Origin of the sequence: Stenotrophomonas sp. SAM-B (assembly GCF_013387485.1) — a bacterium.
Taxonomy (GTDB): domain Bacteria; phylum Pseudomonadota; class Gammaproteobacteria; order Xanthomonadales; family Xanthomonadaceae; genus Stenotrophomonas; species Stenotrophomonas maltophilia_AA.
On record NZ_JABBXB010000006.1, the window covers coordinates 94,243 to 113,219 of the forward strand.

Consider the following 18,977-nt stretch of genomic DNA (forward strand, 5'->3'; position numbering starts at 1 on the left):
TTCAGGGAGTGATGGATTCCTGTGCGTTCGATGAAGATCCCAGCCGGGCCAGCCCTTCTTCGATGCTGACCCGGGGCACATAGCCGAAGTCGCGGCGCGCCGGCTCCATGCTGTACCAGTGCGGGGTGCACAGCTGCTCGGCCAGGAAGCGGGTCATCGGCGGCTCGCCACGCAGGCGCAACAGCGGCCACAACCGCTCGCAGACCGCGCCGATCCGGTAGGCCGCCTTGAAGCTGATCGACTTCGTCACCGGCGGGGCATCCACCGCGGCCAGCAGCTTGTTGAGCAGCGCGCGCATCGGCAGCGGCTCGCCGTTGGAAATGAAATAGGCCTTGCCGGCGCAGGCCGCCCCCGGCGCGAGGTGCTCCAGGGCCAGGAAATGGGCGAGCGCGGCGTTGTCGATGTAGGTGGTGTCGACCTTGTTCTGGCCGTCACCGACGAAGCGCAGGCGGCCGGCGCGGGCACGCTCGGCCAGGCGTGGCACCAGCTGCTGGTCGCCCGGGCCCCAGATCAGCCGGGGGCGCAGCGCGATGGTGGCCAGGCGTGCATCGTTGGCCACCAGCACGCGCTGTTCGGCGATGGCCTTGGTGGCCGCGTACGGTGCCTGGAAGTTCTCGCCGTAAGGCACCTCGTCCGCGCCCAGCCCTTCGACCGGGTGGGTGGCGCGGTGGGTCACGCTGGGCGTGGAGGTGTAGACCAGCCTGCCGACGCCGTGCGCACGGCAGGCCGCGATGACGTTGTCGGTACCGACCACGTTGGCCTGGTGGTAGCTGTCATAGCTGCCCCAGGCACCGGCCTTGGCCCCGTTATGGAAGACCGCATCGACCCCGGCCACCGCGTGCATCACCGCCTGCGCATCGGCCAGGTCACCGCGGATCTGGCCCACCCCCATCGCCTGCAACGCGGGATAGTGGCCCCGGTTGAACGCCAGCACCTGGTGGCCGCGCTCGATCAGCCCCTTGCACAGGGCCTGGCCGAGGAATCCACCGCCGCCGGTCACGAGGATCTTCATGCGTGCTGCTCCAGTTGCGTGGTGGCCCAGACCGCGAGCTTCTCGCGGCCGATCTTGGCGTTGTGGCGGATGTCGACCGGGAAGCCCGGGTGGGGCAGGAAGCGCTCGATGCGCGCGGTATGCGCGTGCGCGGCGGCCTCACGGCGCAACCGCTCGACCAGCGCGGGGGAATCGACGGTACCGGGCAGCAGTTCGTAGCACAGCACCGGCACCTGCCGGCCCGGCGCACCCACACCGACCAGCGCGGTGCGCGCGATGCCATCGAGCGCGTTGAACACCGGCTCGACCTGCTCGGTGTAGAGCGGGCCCTGCGCGGTTTCCACGCGCTGGGTCTTGCGGCCACAGAACCACAGCCGGCCCTGCGCATCGAAGTAGCCGACATCGCCCATCCGGTGCACGACCCGCGTGCTGCCCTCGGCCAGGGTCTCGGTGATCTTCGCCGCGGCGGTGGCCTGCGGGCGGTTGAAGTAGCTGTCGGTGGCGGTCGGGCCGGCCACGGTGATTTCGCCGACCTCGCCGGTAGCCAGCACGCGGGCCTGCGACCAGGCCGGCAGCGGTGCGTCGTCGATGGCGATGATGCGCACTTCGTTGGGTGCGACCACGCGGCCGACGCAGGTACCGGCGCCGGCCTCGGTGGCCTGGCGGGTGTTCTCCAGCTCACGGCCTTCGATCACGGCGACGGGCAGGCACTCGGTGGCGCCATAGGGCGTCCAGAACTGGGCGTCGTCGGGCAGCAGGCGGCGGATCCGCGCGACCACGTCGGGCGGCACCGGCGCGCCGGCCGAGGTGACCCGGCGCACGCCGGGCAGCGGCTGGCCATGGTCGGCCAGCACCCGCATCAGCGCCGGCGAACCGAACAGCTGGGTGACGCCGAAACGGTTGATCGCGTCATGCAGCTTGCGCGGATCGGCCTGGGCCGGACGGGTCGGGTCCATGTCCGGGATCACCGAGGTCAGCCCCAGCGCCGGATCGAACAGCGCGAACGGCGGGAAGGTCGGCAGGTCCACCCCACCCGGCTCCATCCCGAAGGCGGCGCGCAGCAGCTCGACCTGGCCGACGAAATGACGGTGCCGGTAGACCACGCCCTTGGGCACGCCGGTGGAGCCGCTGGTGAACAGGATCGCGGCGACATCCTCGCCATCGGTCGGGGCCAGTGCGGGGGCCGCCGTGGCGCCCTGGGCTTCCAGCCGGGCCAGGGTGGTACCACCCCAGCCCCAGCGGCGGCCGACGGTCACCAGCAGGCGCGCGGAGCGACACCAACGCAGGGCCAGGCGCGCCACGTGGGCCAGGCCGATACCGATGAAGGCTTCCGGCTGGGCCTCGTCCAGGCACTGTTTCAGCGCGCGCTTGTCGATGCCGGGGTCTACCAGCACCGGCACCGCGCCGTTCTTGAACAGCGCGAACATCAGCAGGAAGAACTCCGGCGAGGGCCGCACCATCACCACCGCGCGCACGCCGCGGCCGATGCCGTGGGCCGCCAGGCCGGCCGCCATCGCGTCGCTGCGGGCATTGAGGGTGCGGTAATCCAGGGTGACGTCATAACGCGCCATGCCGCCGGGCCCGGGCTTGCCGGGGCAGCGGATGGCGATCTGGTCGGGGCGTTCACGGGCCAGCTCGGGCAGGCGCGCGGCGATATTGATGGCGCTGTTCATCCGTTCATTGTCGCCGCTGCAGAAAATTCTTGCGCGCCGGCCGTGGGCGTGGAAAATTCGCGGCCTTCCCACCCATCCACGCATGGCGTGGATCTACGCGTCTCCAGCCGGTGCCCCATGCCCCATCCCTGCCTCACCTGCGGCGCCTGCTGCACCCAATACCGTGTGGCCTTCCATTGGATGGAATCCGACGAGGTCACCCCCGGTGGCGTCCCGCACGAACTCACCCAGGTGCTGGACCCGCACCGGCTGTGCATGCGCGGCACCCTGTCCAAGCCGGTGTACTGCGTGGCGCTGGATGCGGAGATCGGGGTGTATTCGCGCTGCAGCATCCATCCCAACCGCCCCAGCGTCTGCCGTGAGGTCGATGCCTCGTGGGAGTACGGCAAGGCCAGCCCGCAGTGCGACAAGGCGCGCGTGGCGCACGGCATGCCGGCGCTGACCCTGGCCGACTGGCGCTGGCGGGACGAGGCGGGCAATGACGATGATCATCCCGATGACAACGGGAATTCCCCGGCGCCGCCGCAGGCACCGATCGCGGCGTGACGCGTGTGCCGACCAACGGTCGGTACCTACCGGATCGGCGATGGGTAGGTGACGACCGTTGGTCGTCACGCCGGTCAGATCGGGTTGCGATCCAGGAACGCGCGGATCTTCGGCACCAGCACCTCGTGCTTGTCTTCCAGCACGTAATGCCCGGCATCCTCGAAGGCGTGCACTTCGGCCTGCGGCAACGCGGCCTGGAAGCCCTTCAGGAAGTGGTGGTCGAACACGAAATCGCGCAGGCCCCAGCCGATGAAGACAGGTCGGTCGGCGTACGACGGCAGCGTCTGGCCGGACCGCTCCAGCAGCGACCAGGCCTTGTCGGCCGGCGACAGCGGGATGTCCTGCATGAAGCGGATGGTGCTGATGCGGTTGGCGTAGCTGTTGTACGGCGACACGTACGCGCGGCGCACGTCCGCCGGCATCTTCCGTTCCACGCCCAGCCACGAGGCACCGGACGAGAAGGCGTTGAACGTGCGGATGATCCACTCGCCCACCTTCCAGTGGCGGCCCAGCGCAATCTGCCACGGCATCGCCTTCGCGGCCGGCATCGGGAAGGCGGCGGTGTTGAGCACCACCAGGCGCTTGACCTGGGCATGGTGCGAGAGCGCCCAGCCGAAGCCGATCATGCCGCCCCAGTCGTGCACGGCCAGGGTCACCGGGCCGGTGATGCCCAGGTGCGCGAGCAGCGCATCCAGGTCGTCCACGCGCGACTGCAGGGTGTAGTCGTAGTGCGCGTCATCGGGCTTGTCCGACAGGCCCATGCCGATATGGTCCGGCACGATGCAGCGGTAGCTGTCCGACAACCCGGCCACCAGGGTGCGCCAGTAATAGCTCCACGACGGGTTGCCGTGGACCATCACCACCACCTCGCCATCGCGCGGGCCTTCGTCGAGATAGTTCATCGACAGACCGGGACGCACCTCGAAGCGGTGCGGATGGGCGGGGTAACCGGGCAGCTGGGGCATGCAAACGCACCTGTGAAAAGGGCCGGCAGAACCGGCCCTTGATGTTCAATTCCAACGCCGCGGCAGGCTGCGGCGCGTGGTTTACCAGACCACTTCGGCCATCGAGCAGTTCAGGCCCGAGCCGATGCCGAGCAGCGCGATGCGATCGCCCTTCTTCAGCTTGCCCAGCTGCTTGAGCTTGCTCAGCACGATCGGCACCGAGGCCGGGCCGATGTTGCCGTGCTCGCCGAAGATCGTCATCACCTTCTTCGGGTCGATGCCGAAGTTCTTGATGAAGGCGGCGGTGTGCGGCTGGCTGACCTGGTGGATCACGAACTGGTCCAGTTCCTCCACGGCCCAGCCCAGCGCTTCGCGGGCGGCGACGAAGGTCTTCTGTGCCAGCTTGATGCCTTCGATCAGCAGCATGCGGGTGTCGGTGACCATGCGGTCCAGGTTGCCGCGGCACAGCTGGTTCCACTCGGTGGCCGAGCGGGTCACGCCACCGCGGTAACGCGGGGCATCGGGCACCAGCTCGGTGCGCGCCATGACCATCGCCGCGGCACCGCAGCCCAGGGTAAGGGCGGCCATCTCGTTGCGGAAGTCATCGGCGGTCACGCCCGGCAGGGCCATGCGCTCGAGGGTCTTCTCGTACACCAGGTTGGCGGTTTCACCGTCGACGATCAGCGCGTAGTCGATCTCGCCGCGTTCCAGCATGCGGGCGGCGATGTCCATGCCGTTGATGAAGGCCAGGCAAGCATTGGCGACGTCGAAGGTCATGCATTCGTCGCCGACCCCCAGGTTGCCCGAGACGATGCTGGCCGTGGACGGCTCCAGGTAATCGCGGCTGACCGAGGTGTTGACCAGCAGGCCGATCTTGTCGGCGCCGATTCCGGCGTCTTCCAGGGCTTTGCGGGCGGCCAGCGTGGCGGCGTCGGAGGCCAGCATGTCGGCATCCCACAGGCGACGGGCATGGATGCCCGCGATGTCGCCGAGCACGTCGGTGCGGATGCCAAGGCGATCCAGCGTCGGCTTCAGCCGTTCGTTGATTTCCTTGGACGTCAGCGTGTGCGGCGCGTCGATGTGCGCCAAGCCGGCGATCGAGACATTCTTGAAGAGCATCAGTTAGCGCCAAGGCTCAGGCAAAGGGGGCGTTATTGTAAGCCGGCACGGCTTTCACCGCACCTTTACGAATTCACGCCCGGGCGTATGGTCCGGGCGCGGTGTGAAGGGTTCAGCGTGGCGGGCACTGGAAGGCCAGGAAGCGCTGGCTGCCATCGGCAGGCAGGCCCGAGGCCTGCACGGCGTTGGCACCGGCACTGGGTGCCTCGTTGCGGGCCAGGGTTTCCAGCTCTTCCTGCACGCGCAGCGGGTTGCGGTTGTAGAAGGCGACCTTGCTCTTCACGGTCACCACCACCTCGCCCTTGCTCTGGCAGCCGCTGGGCGCAGGGCCGGCCGGCAGCACGCGGACCGTCTTCCCGGACGACTCGATCGGCACCCAGGTGCAGGCGGAAACGCTGAGGATCAGGGCGGACAGAAGCAGAATGCGCATGGACAAGGCCTGGCTGGAATACATGAGGGAGTGTGCGGGAAACATCTGAATCGGGGGTGATCAGGTGCCGGGACAGCTCCCGACACCCGATGTGCTGGCCGGCGCGGTGGCCGGCCAGCGGTCGGCATTACCGGGCCTTGGGCTTCGCGGCCGCCGGAGCGACCGGCGCGGCCGGGGCCTGGACGGCGTTCCCTTCCGCATCGATCACCTGCACCTGGCCGAGGTTGAGCGCACGCACCGGCGCCTCGGTCTGCTTGAGGTCACCGACCACCACCCAGGTCAGTGCGTTCGGGTCCAGCGTGGCCGCGGCCTGCTGCACCTGGGCCGGGGTCATCGCTTCGACCTCGGCCTTGCGCCGGACCACATAGTCGTCCGGACGCTGGTAACGCACGATCCCGCTGATGGTGCCCATCACGGCACTGGCGGTCTCATAGGCACCCGGCAGGCTCAGGTTCTGGATGTTGCGGATGCGCGCCACTTCGGCCGGCGTGGCCGGCTTGGCCCCGCTGGCGAACTCGGCGATCTCCTTCTGCATCTCCTGCATGGACTCAGCGGTCTTGTCGATCTGCACGGGTGCGCGGGCGCCCCACGGGCGCTGGCCCAGGGTGTTGCTGGCGCTGCTGCCGGCACCGTAGGACCAGTGCTTCTGCTCACGCAGGTTCATGTTCAGGCGTGAGGTGAAGTCGCCGCCGAGCACGCCGTTGGCGATATCGAAGCGGGTCGAGCCGGGGTCCTTGGACGAGGGGACCACCTGGCTGGCGAACAGGTTGGCCTGCACCGCGCCCGGCTGATCGATCAGGTACACACGGGCATGCGCCGGACGTGCGACGTCCACCGGCGCCTTGACCTGTGGCGCGGGGCCTTCAGCCTTCCAGTTGCCAAGCTGGCGTTCCAGCAACGGTACGATTTCCTTCAGCGTGGTGTCGCCGACCACGATCAGCGTGCCCTGCTCCGGGCGCAGCCAATCACGGTGGAAGTCCACCAGGTCTTCGCGGGTCATGGACTGGATGTCCACCTCATTGCCGCTGCCGGTGAACGGGATCGCGTATGGATGGCCCGCGCCGTACAGCAGCGTCGGCATCACGCGCATCGCAACCGCGCTGGGGTTGACCTTCTCCTGCTGGATGCCGGCGATCCAGGTCGCCTTGACCCGATCGATCTCGCCTTGATCGAAGCGCGGCTGGCGCAGCATGTCGGCATACAGCGCCAGCGATGGCGCCAGGTTCTCCTTCAGCGCCGACAGGTACACGCTGGTGCTGTCGAGCGAGGCGGAGGCATCAAGCTTGGCGCCCAGTGCGTCGGCCGCGTCGGCGAACGGCAGCGCGCCGAGCTTGCCGGCACCTTCGGTGAGCAGGCCCATGGTGAAGTTGGCCGTGCCGGACTTGCGGCCCTGGTCGGCAGTGAAGCCCCCCGGGAATTCATAGCTGAATTGCACGACCGGGATGTCATGGCGCTCGGCCAGGATCACCTGGGTGCCGTTCTTCAGCGTAGCGCGGTGCAGTTCCGGGAATTTCAGATCCGGGAAGGTCTTGGTCTGCGGCACGCCGGTGCTGCGGTCGACCTGCTTGGGCAGGGTGGTGAACGTCGGATCGACGGCCGGCACGGTGAACGGCTTGGGCGTTTCCGACGGCAGTTCGGCCAAGGCAACGCGCGCACCCGGCTCGACCACGATGGTGTGGTCGCCGATGCCCAGCCACTTGGCACCGACATCACGCACCTGCGCGGCAGTGGCCGCATCGATGGTCGCCAGCGATTTGCGGAAGCAGCCCGGGTCACCTTCGTACACGGTGCACTCGGCCAGCGCATCGGCCTTGCCGCCGAAACCACCGATGCGCTCGATGCCGCGGATGAAGCCGGCGCGGAATGCGGTCTTGCCACGGCTGAGCTCATCGGCGGTCGGACCGTCCTTGGCCAGGCGCTTCACTTCCTCATCGATGATCGCCTCGACCTTGGCCGGGTCCACGCCCTGCTTGACGCTGGCCATGATCACGAAGTTGGAGCCCAGCTGCGAGCTGTAGGCACCGGCGCTGATGTTGTCGACCAGCTTGTCCTGGTGCAGCAGGCGCTGATCGAGGCGCGAGGACTTGGCACCGCCGAGGACCTGCGCGAACAGCTGCAGCTGGTCGATGTCGGTGGTGCCGACCTGCGCCACGTTCCAGGCGCGGTAGATGCGCGCCTGCGGCACCTTGTCGGTCATCACTTCGCGCGAGCTCTTCTCGCGCTTGGCCACGTCCACCTTGGGCTGGGCCATGCTCGGGCCGGCCGGGATGTCGCCGAAGTACTTGGCGACCTTTTCCTTCGCGGTGGCCACGTCGATGTCGCCGGCCAGCACCAGCACCGCATTGTTCGGGCCGTACCAGGTGCGGAACCAGCTCTTCACGTCATCCAGCGAGGCGGCGTTGAGATCGTTCATCGAGCCGATCACGCTGTGGTGGTACGGGTGGCCGGCCGGATACATCGCGCGCGTCAGCTTTTCCCAGACCTGGCCATACGGCTGGTTCTCGCCCTGGCGCTTTTCGTTCTGCACCACGCCGCGTTGTTCGTCGAGCGCGGCCTGGTCGATCGCGCCGAGCAGATGGCCCATGCGGTCGGACTCCATCCACAACGCCATGTCCAGCGCGGTGGTGGGCACATTCTCGAAGTAATTGGTGCGGTCGGTATTGGTGGTGCCGTTCTGGCCGGTCACGCCGACCTGCTTGAAGGGCTCGAAATACTCGCCGTCGTGGTTCTCGCTGCCCTGGAACATCAGGTGTTCGAACAGGTGGGCGAAGCCGGTGCGGCCGGCGGGCTCGTCCTTGCTGCCGACGTGGTACCAGATGTTGACGGCCACGATCGGCGCCTTGCGGTCGGTGTGCACCACCACGCGCAGGCCATTGGGCAGGGTGAACTGCTCGAACGGAATGTCGACCTTGGCCACCGTGGCCGGCTTTGCCAGGACCGGCGCAGGGGCGAGCGAGCCCAGGGCGGCGGAGAGCGCGACAGCCAGCAGCGCAGCACGCGGTCGAAGTTGGACGGTCATTCCGGTTCCTTGGTCATGAAAGTGAAGCCGGATGCTAGCGCGCCGCCCAGGCAAAAGGCATCGGCCAACAGTCATTGGGGTCAAAACGGACAGCCTGCAGGCCCTGCGGCGGACAACTGTCCGGACAGCGGACACCGCGACATCGACAAAAACCCTTTGAAATCAACGGTGAAAAGTTGGCACGCGACCTGCTCGGTACTGGCAAGGGAAGCAAGGATCAAACCGAAACTGACTGGATGCTGAACAAAAACAAGAAAGTTGAAATTGTTCTTGCAAGCCCCGAATCGGTGTACTACCTTACTACCACACCACTGCTCACCAACACTAAACAGGACCTCGCCATGAACACCAAGACTCTCGCCATCGCCATCGCCATCGCCGCCGGTTCCGCGTTTGCTTCGTCGGTGCAGGCCTCCCCCGCCATCGTCACCCTGGAGACCGTGCAGGTCCGCCCGTCGGCCGACCAGATCGCCCAGGCCGACGTCGAGCGCACCAGCAGCATCCCGACCCTGGCCGTCGTTGAAGTCCGCCCGACCGCCGGCCTGATCGCCGATTACCGCGCCGAACTGGCTGCCACCCGCCGCGTCACCACGCTGGCTGCCGTCGAAGTGCGCCCGACCGCCGAACAGCGCCAGGCCCTGGCCGGCGAACAGCGCAACGATCGCGGCTATGTCGCCACCTTCACCGCGGCCGCCACCGCCGTCGCCAACGAAGTGATCATCAACCTGCCGACCCTGCAGGTGCGTCCGTCGGCCGCCGATCTGCAGGCCCTGGCGCTGGAAACCGCTGCTGTCGCCGCCTCGACCCTGATCCGCCAGTAAGCCGTAGCTGCGGTCCCCCGCAGCCTCGGCGTACACTTCGCCGATGACTGCCACGCCCACGTTCCATGTCGTCCTGTTCCAACCCGAAATTCCGCCGAACACCGGCAATGTGATCCGCCTCTGCGCCAATACCGGCGCGCGGCTGCACCTGATCGAGCCGCTCGGTTTCGACCTGAGCGACAAGCAGCTCAAGCGCGCCGGCCTGGACTATCACGAATACGCCCGACTGCAGGTCCATCCAGACCTTGAGACCGCCCTGCAGATGATTGCGCCCAAGCGCCTGTTCGCGCTGAGTACCCGCGGCAGCGTGCGTTACGACACCCCGCAATTCGACGATGGCGATGCCTTCCTGTTCGGCCCGGAAACCCGCGGCCTGCCCCAGGACCTGCTCGACAGCCTGCCCCACGGCCGACGCCTGCGCCTGCCGATGCAACCGGACAACCGCAGCCTCAACCTCTCCAATACCGTGGCCGTGGTGATGTATGAGGCCTGGCGCCAGCACGGGTTTGCCGGCGGGGTGTGACATTGCGTCACCGCGTGCCGACCAACGGTCGGCACCTACCGGCTCAAAACGCGTTGATCCCGGTCAGCTCGCGCCCGATCACCAACTGGTGCACGGTCTCGGTGCCCTCGTAGGTGATCACCGATTCCAGATTGAGCGCGTGCCGGATCGCGACGTGCTCGGTAGTGATGCCGGCGCCGCCGAGCAGGTCGCGGCACTCGCGCGCGATGTCGATGGCCATGCGGCAGTTGTTCCACTTGGCCAGGCTGACCTGCTGCGGCTGCAGCTGCCCGGCGTCCTTCAGGCGCCCCAGCTGCAATGCCAGCAACTGCGCGGTGGTGATCCGCCGCGCCATGTCGGCCAGCTTGATCTGCGCGCTCTGCGTGGCGGCCACCGGCCGGCCGAACAGCACGCGCTGCTTGGTGTAGGCCAGTGCTTCATCCAGGCAGGCCACCGCGGCGCCGATCGGGCCCCAGCTGATCCCGTAGCGTGCCTGGTTCAAGCAGCCCAGCGGACCCTTCAGGCCCTGCACGTTCGGCAACCGGTTACGGTCGGGCACGCGCACGTTGTCGAAGAACAGCGCACCGGTGAGCGAGGCGCGCAGGCTCATCTTGTGCTTGATCTCCTGCGTGCTGAACCCGGCCATGCCCTTTTCCAGCACGAAGCCCTGGATGCCATCCTCGGTATGCGCCCAGATGATCGCGATATCCGCCACCGGCCCGCTGGTGATCCACATCTTGCTGCCGTTGATCACCCAGTCACTGCCGTCGCGCACCGCGCGGGTCTTCATCGCCGCCGGATCGGAGCCGCCGTGCGCCTCGGTCAGGCCGAAGCAGCCGATCACCGTGCCGGTGGCCATGTCCGGCAACCAGCGCACGCGCTGTTCTTCGCTACCGTAGGCGTAGATCGGGTACATGCACAGCGAACTCTGCACCGAGACGAAACTGCGCAGGCCCGAATCGCCGCGCTCCAGTTCCTGGCAGATCAAGCCATAGCTCACCGCGTTCAGTCCGCCGCCGCCGTACTGCTCGGGCAGGCTGGAGCCGAGCAGGCCGAGCGAGGCGATTTCCGGGATCAACTCATCCGGGAAACGTCCGTCGTCGAAGGCATCGCCGATGATCGGCAGCACCCGCGTATCGGTGAAGCGCGCCACCGTTGCCTGCACCGCGCGCTCCTCCTCGCTGAGCAGCGAACGGATATCGAACAGATCGAACGGATTCAGTGACATGGCATCCCGGCAGGTGGCGGTGGAACAGGCCCCCATTGTGGTCGTTGTCGTGGAATGGGCCAAGGGACGCGGCGACTACCGGCACGCACGCGGCGTGCTGCGCCGCACCATCAGCGTGCCGGACACGCGGCGACACCGCTGTCATCGTCGGCGATCTAGGCTTAAATGCGCCGGGCCGGTACTCTGGCGCACTGATCCAACCGTTTCGCCGTGGTGTGACACGCGCGATTCCCAGGCAACCGCCGCCCGTTCAACCGCGGCACTACCCAAGAGTTACGCAGCCCCATGAGCGAAGAAATCAACGTCCTGCCCCCGCGTGAAGTGATGGAATTCGATGTGGTGATCGTGGGTGGTGGCCCTGCCGGCCTGGCCACCGCGATCCGGCTGCGCCAGCGCGCCATCGAGGCCGGCCGCGAGCTGTCGGTGTGCATCCTGGAAAAGGGCTCCGAACCCGGCGCGCACATCCTGTCCGGTGCGGTGATGGACCCGCGCGCGCTGACCGAACTGTTCCCGGACTGGGCCGAGCGCGGCGCGCCGCTGAAGCAGAAGGTCACCCGCGACGAATTCCTGTTCCTCAATGAGACGGGCGCGCGCAGCACGCCCAACGCGCTGCTGCCGGAGTGCTTCCACAACGAGGGCAACTACATCGTCAGCCTCGGCGAAGTGACCCGCTGGCTGGCGCAGCAGGCCGAGGCGCTGGAAGTGGCGATCTTCCCCGGCTTCCCGGCGGCGGAAGTGCTGTACAGCGACGACGGCGCGGTGATCGGCGTGGCGACCGGCGACATGGGCATCGAGAAGAACGGCCAGCCCGGCCCCGCGTTCGAGCGCGGCATGGCGCTGCACGCCAAGTACACGATCTTTGCCGAAGGCTCGCGCGGCCATCTCGGCCGCCAGCTGATCGCGCGCTTCCAGCTCGATGCCGGCAAGGATCCGCAGGCCTACGGCATCGGCATCAAGGAACTGTGGCAGATCGATCCGGCCAAGCACGAACCGGGCCTGGTGGTGCATGCCGCCGGCTGGCCGCTGGACAACGACACCTATGGTGGCGCGTTCCTGTACCACGCCGAAGGCGGCAAGGTCTCGATCGGCTATGTGGTCGGCCTGGACTACAAGAACCCGTGGCTGAGCCCGTTCGAAGAGTTCCAGCGCTTCAAGACCCACCCGGATATCCGCAAGCATCTGGAAGGTGGCAAGCGCATCGGCTATGGCGCCCGCGCGATCACCGCCGGTGGCCTGATGTCGCTGCCCAAGACGGTGTTCCCGGGGGGCGCGCTGGTCGGCTGCGAGGCCGGCTACCTCAACGTCAGCCGGATCAAGGGCAGCCATGCCGCGCTCAAGACCGGCATGCTCGCCGCCGATGCCGCCTTCGATGCGCTGGTCGCCGATCGCCAGCACGATGAGCTGAGCGCGTACCCGCAGGCGTTCGAGGCCAGCTGGCTGCATGCCGAGCTGCTGCAGGCCAAGAACTTCAAGCAATGGTTCAAGAAGGGCCAGACCGTGGCCGCGCTGATGACCGGTGTCGAACAGTGGCTGCTGCCCAAGCTCGGCATCCGCAACCCGCCGTGGACGCTGCGCCACAGCACGCCGGACCACGCGTGCCTCGAACCGGCGTCCAAGCACGCCAAGATCACCTATCCCAAGCCGGATGGCGTGCTCACCTTCGACCGGCTCAGTTCGGTGTTCCTGAGCAGCACCAACCACGCCGAAGACCAGCCCGGCCACCTCACGCTCAAGGACCCCAGCGTGCCGGTGCGCATCAACCTGGCCGAGTATGCCGGGCCGGAAGCACGCTACTGCCCGGCCGGCGTGTATGAGTTCGTCGGCAGCGACGGGCATGAGCAGCTGCAGATCAATGCGCAGAACTGCGTGCACTGCAAGACCTGCGACATCAAGGACCCGACCCAGAACATCGTGTGGGTCGCGCCGCAGGGCGGCGGCGGACCGAACTACTCGGGCATGTGACCGGCATGGCCTGCGACCACCGGTCGCAGGCCGTCGGGCGCGGCAGGCACCGCCGCACTGGCTATCCTGATCGTCCTGCCGGACATCTCCGCTGCGCCATGCCCCCTGCGTTCCGATCCCCCCTGCCGTTGCTGGTCTGCCTCGTGCTGACCGCGTGCGCGCGCACCCCGCAGACGCCGGAACAGGCCCATCAGCAGGCTCTGCAGCGCGCGTTCGCGATCTGCGCCGGCTGCCACACGGTCAGCGCCGGTGGCGTGCACCGCTTCGGTCCGAACCTGCATGGCGTGATCGGCCGCCGTGCCGGCAGCGTCGCGGGCTACCCCTACTCCAACGCGATGCGGGAGGCCGGGCTGACCTGGAACGAACAGACTCTGGATGCCTTCCTGCGCTCGCCTGCGCAGGTGGTGCCGGGTACCCGCATGGTCAACGCCACCGTCGACCCGGAGCGTCGGCGCCAGGTGATCGAATACCTGCAGCAGCAGCGCTGATCGTCCTGGTGGCGCTCAGGACGCCTGCAGCTGCACAAGGTAATCGCGCAGCGCGGTATCGAACGCGCTGACCGCCACGGCGTGCACCGCCACGCCGTCTTCGTCCACGCGGTCCATCAGGCCTCGCGCCTGGACCGCCAGCGCGTCCGCACCCAGCGTTGCCAGGCCGCCCACCATCCGGTGCAGCACCTCCACCAGCGCGGGCCCTGCCCGCTCATGCAGCGCCGCCTGCAGCTGCACCAGATCGTCGGCAGACGTCGTGCACAGGCCCTCGATCAACACGTCCGCCACATGCGCTGATCCAAACCGCCGCACAAGGGCGGCGCGGTCGGGCGGCGCGTCGGTGACGCCCGATGCATCCGGTGCGGCTGACGGGGTCGGCGGTACCTCGGGCAACCACTGCAGCAGTGCCTCACGCAACGTGGCCAACGCCACCGGCTTGATGAGCAGGTCATCGATGCCGGCCTCGCGGCAGCGTTGCAGATCGTTCCCCATCGTGCTGGCGGTCAGCGCGATCACCGGCATCCGGGCGCTGCCGCGGTCACGCTCCTGGTCGCGGATCCGCCGGGTCATGGCGTAGCCGTCCATGACCGGCATCCGGCAATCGGTGAGGACCAGATCGAAGCGGGTGCGCGCGAGCAGCGCCAGCGCCTGTTCGCCGTTCTCGGCCAGGACGTGCGGCAGGCCGAGCTGCTGCATGCGCCAGCCCATCACCGCCTGGTTGGTGGGATGGTCCTCGACGATCAGTATCCGCCGCTGCAGCAGCGCGGCGGGCAACGGCAGCACCTGCGCCTGTTCTTCGGCGGCGCCAGGCTGCTCGTCGATCGGCACGGTGGGCAGGGTCAGGTGCACCTCCACGCAGGTGCCTTCACCCGGTGCGCTGTGCAGCATCAGGGTGCCGTGCATCAGTGCCACCAGCCGCTGGCAGATGCTCAGGCCCAGACCGGTGCCGCCGTACTGGCGGCTGGTCGCCGCGTCGGCCTGTGCGAACGGTGCGAACAGGCGCTCGCGCTGCGCGGGCGAAATGCCGATGCCGGTGTCGCGCACGGTCAGGCGCAGCCGCTGTGCGCCCTCGGCATCGGTATCGAGCACCCCCAGCGCGATGCCGACCTCTCCTGCGTGGGTGAACTTGATGGCGTTGCTGAGCAGGTTGAAGGCGATCTGGCGCAGACGCAGGCCGTCGACCAGATGCATGGGCGCCACGTCATCGTCGATCTGGATCTGCAGGTCCAGTCCCTTGGCCACCGCCTGCGGAGCGAGCAGCTGCTGCACATTGCCGAGCAACGCACGCAGCGCGACCGGATGCGGCTGCAGCGACAGCGCACCGGCCTCGATCCTGGAGTAGTCCAGCAGGTCGTCGAGAATCTGCCGCAGCATCTGCGCCGAGTCTTCGATAACGCCGATGATGCGGCGCTGCTCCCCGTCCAGCGAGGTATGCGAGAGCACCTCCATCATGCCCAGCACGCCCGACATCGGCGTGCGGATCTCATGGCTCATCGTGGCCAGGAACTCGGATTTCGCGGCCGTGGCGCGCTCGGCGACGGCCTTGGCCAACGCCAGCGCATCGGCCTGCGCGCGCGCCTCGGTGACATCCACCCAATAGCCGCTCCACAGCAGTGCACCATCCTCGGCGTCGTAGGGCAGCGCGCGCGAGCGCACCCAGCGCAACGTGCCCCGCGGGGAGGTGCGGAATTCCATGTCCAACGGGGTGAGGTCGCGTGCGGCGCGCTCCATGGCCTGGCGGACACCGGCGCGGTCGCGCTCGTCGATGCGGTCCATCAGCGCGCTTTCATCGGCCATGGCTTCGGCGGCGGTGACCCCGAACAGCGCTTCGGTGTCACCGGCGATGTACGGCAGGGACAACCTGCCGTCGCGCTCGCGACGTCCCTGGTAGACGATCGCCGGCAGGTTGTCGGTGACCTCCGCCAGCCGCTGCTCGACCCGCCTGCGCATCGCCACTTCCCCACGCAGGCGCCAGTGGCCCCAGCCATGCACCAGCAGCGCGGTCAGCAGCACCAGCGCCAGCGGCACCGCCCAGCCCGCGATCGCGCGCCAGTCCAGATCGCTGCGGTACTCGGCCGTGAGCCAATCGCTGCGGATCGCCTCGTGCTCGCGGGCGCTCATGTTGACCAGCATCCGGTCGAAGGTCGTGGCCAGCGGTGCGTACTGGCGCTTGACCGCCAGCGACAGCCGGTCGCTGAAGCCGGCCGGCGCGGCCACGTGCAGCTGTGCGGGATAATGCTCGCGCACGATCCGGTCGACGATCGCCAGGTTGCCGATGTACGCATCGGCGTCGCCATGGGCCAACCGTGCCAGCGCCAGTTCGGCACTGCGCGCGGGCACGATGCGGGCGTTCGGCGCCTGTTGCAGGACGTAGCCGCGCAGGCGGTCCGGATCGGTCAGCAGGATGCTGCGCCCATCCAGGTCGCGCACGCCCAGTACCGAGGGACTGCCCGCGGCGGTGACCACCACGTTGGGGACGGTGATGAAGGGCTGGCTGAACACCCAGTCGTCGCCCAGGTAGCTGGAATCGTTGGGGATGCCCATGATCGCGTCGACGTCGCCGCGCCGCAGTTGTTCGCGCACATCGAACCAGTCGTGGGCAGGAACCCGGGTCAGCTGCGCACCGACATTGCGCAGCAGGCGCAGGTACTCGGCCGAGACACCGCTGGGTTGGTCGGCGCTGTCGATGAAGGCCAGCGGCGCCGCATTCGGAGCGAAGGCGAGCCGCAGCGGCGTCGCCAGCACGCGCTTCTCGGCATTGCCCAGGATCAACTGCGACTGCAGCGACCACGCCGGTGTCTGCAGCCAGCGCCGCCGCAGCCGTTCCCGCTCGGGCTCTGCCAGCGCGGCCAGCCCCATGTCCAGCGCCTCCGCCAACGGTTGCTTGGCATTGGGCACACCGAAGTGCAGGCGTTCCGGTGCGAGGTCACTGGGGCGCAGCAGCGCCACGTCGGTCAGCCGCCGCTCGGCGATCAGCGCAGTGGCGACGTAGGCGTTGCCGATGTACACGTCGGCCTCGCCTTTTCCCACCATGGTGAGCGCGGCGGTGGTGTCGTCGGCCACCACGCGGCGGGCGGCGGGAAAGCGCGCGCGTACGTCTTCGCTGGTGACGAACTCGCGCTCAGTGACCACGCGCAGGCCGCGCAGATCAGGATCGGCCGACGCCCGCGTATCGCCGGGGCGACCGACCAGCGCCAAAGGGGCATCGGCGTAGGGACGCGTGTAGACCATGCAGCGGGTGCGGTCGGCGGTGAGGGTGATGTTCATCACCACGTCGACTTCGCCGCGGCACGCCGCATCCAGCACGTCGGTCCAGTCGCGGTACATCCGCACCTTCACCTGCACGCCCAGCTGCTGCGCGAGCAGGCTCAGGTAGTCGTAGCCCAGACCGGCAGGCTTGCCATCGCGCAGGGATTCAAACGGCGGCCAGCCGCTGTCGTACATGCCAAGGATGATGGTAGGGTGCCTGCCAAGCCACTCGCTCTGCCGGGGCGACAAGGCGGGAGGGTTGGCGGCGGAAGCCGACACAACCCAGGCCATTGCCAGCATGACCAGCACCAGCCAGCGAACGACGTGGGTACGCATGCTGCCTGATCTCCGTAGAATGATATCCCCATCCCGGCACGGCCCGACGGCTGCCTTACAGGCAATACTAGTCCATGACCCTGCGCATTATCATTGCCGATGACCATCCGGTCGTAAGGATCGGCACGAAGGCCGTGATCGAGTCCAGTGGCGTTGGCCAGGTGGTGGCCGAAGCCAGTACCGTGGCCGAGCTGATGACCGCGCTGTCCGAACATCCGTGCGATGTCCTGGTGACCGATTACTCCATGCCCGGCGGCCAGCAGGCGGATGGATTCGCGATGATCGAGATGATCCGCCGCCGCTTTCCCACGTTGCCGGTGCTGATGCTCAGCGTGTCCAACAATCTGGCGATCCTGCGCATGGTGGTCGCCACCGGTGTGCTGGGCCTGGTCGACAAGACCTCCTCGATGGACGAACTGCCCACCGCGATCCAGACCGTGCAGCGTGGCATGCCCTACGTCAGCCAGACGCTGAAAGAGCGCATTGACGCGATCGGCACGAACAGCGTGGAAGAAGGCGAGGCCAAACCGCTGTCACCGCGCGAGGTGGAAGTGCTGCGCCTGCTCGGCAGCGGCATGACGGTCAAGGAGATCGCCATTCATCTACACAAGAGCGTGAGCACCATCAGCCGCCAGAAAGGCGATGCGATGTTGAAGCTCGGCCTGAAGGGCGATGCCGAGCTGTTCGATTACCTGCGCGACGGCGAACGCTGATCGCCGCCGTCCGCTGACGGCGTGGCGACTATCAACCCGCCATCCCTCGTGAAACCATGGCTACAATCGCTGTGCGGAAAACAGGACCATCATCGGACGCTCCCCCTCTTCTGCAAGCGCTGGGTTAGCGTCAATCTGCTCCGCAGTCGGCCCCCACTCATTGACGTGGCGGATGGCAAAGCCGGCGGCAATCAACGCGTTCAATGTCGTGCTCAATGTCCGGTGATACTTCACCACCCCGTCAGCCAGCCAGTTGCTGACGCGCTGGCCTTCGTTCTGGTAATTATTGACCGCCCAAGAACGCTGACCTTCTTCATCGGTGAGCCAACCCTGACGTGGTGAGCACGTATAGATCGGGTGCTCCACCGTGAAGACAAACCAACCGCCAGGCGGCAGAGCCTGATGGATGGAAGCAAACAGCGGGCCGATGTCCGGAAGGTAGTGCAGCGTCAGTTGGCTGTAGACCACGTCGAACGCCTGGCTCGGCAGTACGAGCTCCTCCAGATCGCCACGCTGGTAGCTGATGTCGATGTCGTCGGTGAGCTCTCGGGCTCGTGCGAGCATTTTTTCGGACAAGTCGATACCGAGCACCTTGGCGGCTCCTGCGGCTCGTGCCCTGCGGCAGAACCAACCGTATCCACAGCCAAGGTCCAGGACCCGTTTTCCCGTCAGCACAGGAAGCATAGCTTGGATGGCCGGCCACTCGGGAGCGGCCTCCAGACCGAACTGCGAGCGCGGCAGTCGGGCATAGCCATCAAAAAAGGCCTGATTGTCGTAGATGTTCTGGGACACGCTGGACTCCGAATCGAATTCAATTCTAAAACCGGTCAACGCCACAGGAAACACCCTTATTGGCCGTTCAGCCCCGTCTGGCCGGAGCTGAACGGACATGCCGACCTCCGCGTGAGGAGACGGCCTTTAAGGATTGGCTGATGGAGTGGCTTGATGCGTCT

At 67.4% G+C, this 18,977-nt stretch carries 15 protein-coding genes; 6 read left to right on the forward strand and 9 right to left on the reverse strand.

Going from position 1 to position 18,977, the window contains the following annotated elements; translation table 11 throughout:
- Position 1 precedes the first annotated feature (1 nt).
- Complete coding sequence (oleD, locus tag HH110_RS13940) at positions 2-1,012, reverse strand: 2-alkyl-3-oxoalkanoate reductase (RefSeq protein ID WP_176990216.1); 1,011 nt, start codon at positions 1,010-1,012, stop codon at positions 2-4.
- The gene (gene oleC, locus HH110_RS13945; RefSeq protein WP_176990217.1) at positions 1,009-2,664 is read right to left on the reverse strand and encodes an olefin beta-lactone synthetase; all 1,656 of its coding nucleotides are present in this window, start codon (positions 2,662-2,664) and stop codon (positions 1,009-1,011) included. The genes oleD and oleC overlap by 4 nt, the downstream gene beginning before the upstream one ends.
- A 117-nt stretch (positions 2,665-2,781) precedes the next feature.
- On the opposite strand from oleC, the gene HH110_RS13950 reads away from it, so the two are divergent.
- Positions 2,782-3,210 (forward strand): YkgJ family cysteine cluster protein, encoded by a 429-nt coding sequence (locus tag HH110_RS13950; RefSeq protein ID WP_121044414.1) that lies wholly within the window; start codon positions 2,782-2,784, stop codon positions 3,208-3,210.
- A 74-nt stretch (positions 3,211-3,284) separates the two neighbouring features.
- Here HH110_RS13950 and HH110_RS13955 read toward each other — a convergent pair whose 3' ends face one another.
- The 4 genes from HH110_RS13955 to HH110_RS13970 all read right to left on the reverse strand — a co-directional run bounded on the left by HH110_RS13955 (position 3,285) and on the right by HH110_RS13970 (position 8,722).
- On the reverse strand, positions 3,285-4,175 hold the full coding sequence (locus HH110_RS13955; protein ID WP_176990218.1) for an alpha/beta fold hydrolase: 891 nt from the start codon (positions 4,173-4,175) through the stop codon (positions 3,285-3,287).
- An 81-nt stretch (positions 4,176-4,256) separates the two neighbouring features.
- On the reverse strand, positions 4,257-5,273 hold the full coding sequence (locus HH110_RS13960; protein ID WP_019184878.1) for a 3-oxoacyl-ACP synthase III: 1,017 nt from the start codon (positions 5,271-5,273) through the stop codon (positions 4,257-4,259).
- 112 nt (positions 5,274-5,385) lie between these two features.
- Complete coding sequence (locus HH110_RS13965; RefSeq protein WP_176990219.1) at positions 5,386-5,703, reverse strand: DUF4156 domain-containing protein; 318 nt, start codon at positions 5,701-5,703, stop codon at positions 5,386-5,388.
- 127 nt (positions 5,704-5,830) lie between these two features.
- Complete coding sequence (locus HH110_RS13970; RefSeq protein WP_176990220.1) at positions 5,831-8,722, reverse strand: pitrilysin family protein; 2,892 nt, start codon at positions 8,720-8,722, stop codon at positions 5,831-5,833.
- Positions 8,723-9,063: 341 nt separating this feature from the next.
- Between HH110_RS13970 and HH110_RS13975 the strand changes: the two genes are divergently transcribed.
- Positions 9,064-9,543, forward strand: a complete 480-nt coding sequence (locus HH110_RS13975) for a hypothetical protein (RefSeq protein WP_176990221.1) — start codon at positions 9,064-9,066, stop codon at positions 9,541-9,543.
- A gap of 43 nt (positions 9,544-9,586) precedes the next feature.
- Positions 9,587-10,066 (forward strand): tRNA (uridine(34)/cytosine(34)/5-carboxymethylaminomethyluridine(34)-2'-O)-methyltransferase TrmL, encoded by a 480-nt coding sequence (gene trmL, locus HH110_RS13980; protein WP_176990222.1) that lies wholly within the window; start codon positions 9,587-9,589, stop codon positions 10,064-10,066.
- Between the two features lie 43 nt (positions 10,067-10,109).
- Here the strand turns inward: trmL and HH110_RS13985 are convergent, their stop codons facing one another.
- Positions 10,110-11,273 (reverse strand): acyl-CoA dehydrogenase family protein, encoded by a 1,164-nt coding sequence (locus HH110_RS13985; RefSeq protein WP_176990223.1) that lies wholly within the window; start codon positions 11,271-11,273, stop codon positions 10,110-10,112.
- Positions 11,274-11,558: 285 nt separating this feature from the next.
- On the opposite strand from HH110_RS13985, the gene HH110_RS13990 reads away from it, so the two are divergent.
- Positions 11,559-13,235, forward strand: coding sequence for an electron transfer flavoprotein-ubiquinone oxidoreductase (locus HH110_RS13990; RefSeq protein ID WP_176990224.1), 1,677 nt, complete (start codon positions 11,559-11,561; stop codon positions 13,233-13,235).
- 98 nt (positions 13,236-13,333) lie between these two features.
- On the forward strand, positions 13,334-13,723 hold the full coding sequence (locus tag HH110_RS13995; RefSeq protein ID WP_176990225.1) for a cytochrome c family protein: 390 nt from the start codon (positions 13,334-13,336) through the stop codon (positions 13,721-13,723).
- A 15-nt stretch (positions 13,724-13,738) separates the two neighbouring features.
- Here the strand turns inward: HH110_RS13995 and HH110_RS14000 are convergent, their stop codons facing one another.
- Positions 13,739-17,311: a transporter substrate-binding domain-containing protein gene (locus tag HH110_RS14000; protein WP_176990226.1), complete on the reverse strand. Its 3,573-nt coding sequence runs from the start codon at positions 17,309-17,311 to the stop codon at positions 13,739-13,741.
- Between the two features lie 74 nt (positions 17,312-17,385).
- Here HH110_RS14000 and HH110_RS14005 point away from each other — a divergent pair, with 74 nt between their 5' ends.
- Positions 17,386-18,024 carry a response regulator transcription factor gene (locus HH110_RS14005; protein ID WP_176990227.1) on the forward strand — a complete coding sequence of 213 codons (639 nt, stop codon included), beginning with the start codon at positions 17,386-17,388 and terminating at the stop codon, positions 18,022-18,024.
- 60 nt (positions 18,025-18,084) lie between these two features.
- Here HH110_RS14005 and HH110_RS14010 read toward each other — a convergent pair whose 3' ends face one another.
- Positions 18,085-18,915, reverse strand: coding sequence for a bifunctional 2-polyprenyl-6-hydroxyphenol methylase/3-demethylubiquinol 3-O-methyltransferase UbiG (locus tag HH110_RS14010; protein WP_194243767.1), 831 nt, complete (start codon positions 18,913-18,915; stop codon positions 18,085-18,087).
- Positions 18,916-18,977 lie beyond the last annotated feature (62 nt).

What these genes read in the sequence shown, in the direction of transcription:
- HH110_RS13965 (WP_176990219.1), bottom strand. Translation starts at nt 5,703, where the DNA reads ATGCGCATTCTGCTTCTGTCCGCCCTGATCCTCAGCGTTTCCGCCTGC.
- HH110_RS13985 (WP_176990223.1), bottom strand. Translation starts at nt 11,273, where the DNA reads ATGTCACTGAATCCGTTCGATCTGTTCGATATCCGTTCGCTGCTCAGC.
- HH110_RS13955 (WP_176990218.1), bottom strand. Translation starts at nt 4,175, where the DNA reads ATGCCCCAGCTGCCCGGTTACCCCGCCCATCCGCACCGCTTCGAGGTG.
- HH110_RS13950 (WP_121044414.1), top strand. Translation starts at nt 2,782, where the DNA reads ATGCCCCATCCCTGCCTCACCTGCGGCGCCTGCTGCACCCAATACCGT.
- HH110_RS14005 (WP_176990227.1), top strand. Translation starts at nt 17,386, where the DNA reads ATGACCCTGCGCATTATCATTGCCGATGACCATCCGGTCGTAAGGATC.
- HH110_RS13970 (WP_176990220.1), bottom strand. Translation starts at nt 8,722, where the DNA reads ATGACCGTCCAACTTCGACCGCGTGCTGCGCTGCTGGCTGTCGCGCTC.
- HH110_RS13990 (WP_176990224.1), top strand. Translation starts at nt 11,559, where the DNA reads ATGAGCGAAGAAATCAACGTCCTGCCCCCGCGTGAAGTGATGGAATTC.
- oleD (WP_176990216.1), bottom strand. Translation starts at nt 1,012, where the DNA reads ATGAAGATCCTCGTGACCGGCGGCGGTGGATTCCTCGGCCAGGCCCTG.
- oleC (WP_176990217.1), bottom strand. Translation starts at nt 2,664, where the DNA reads ATGAACAGCGCCATCAATATCGCCGCGCGCCTGCCCGAGCTGGCCCGT.
- trmL (WP_176990222.1), top strand. Translation starts at nt 9,587, where the DNA reads ATGACTGCCACGCCCACGTTCCATGTCGTCCTGTTCCAACCCGAAATT.
- HH110_RS13975 (WP_176990221.1), top strand. Translation starts at nt 9,064, where the DNA reads ATGAACACCAAGACTCTCGCCATCGCCATCGCCATCGCCGCCGGTTCC.
- HH110_RS13995 (WP_176990225.1), top strand. Translation starts at nt 13,334, where the DNA reads ATGCCCCCTGCGTTCCGATCCCCCCTGCCGTTGCTGGTCTGCCTCGTG.
- HH110_RS13960 (WP_019184878.1), bottom strand. Translation starts at nt 5,273, where the DNA reads ATGCTCTTCAAGAATGTCTCGATCGCCGGCTTGGCGCACATCGACGCG.
- HH110_RS14010 (WP_194243767.1), bottom strand. Translation starts at nt 18,915, where the DNA reads ATGTCCGTTCAGCTCCGGCCAGACGGGGCTGAACGGCCAATAAGGGTG.
- HH110_RS14000 (WP_176990226.1), bottom strand. Translation starts at nt 17,311, where the DNA reads ATGCGTACCCACGTCGTTCGCTGGCTGGTGCTGGTCATGCTGGCAATG.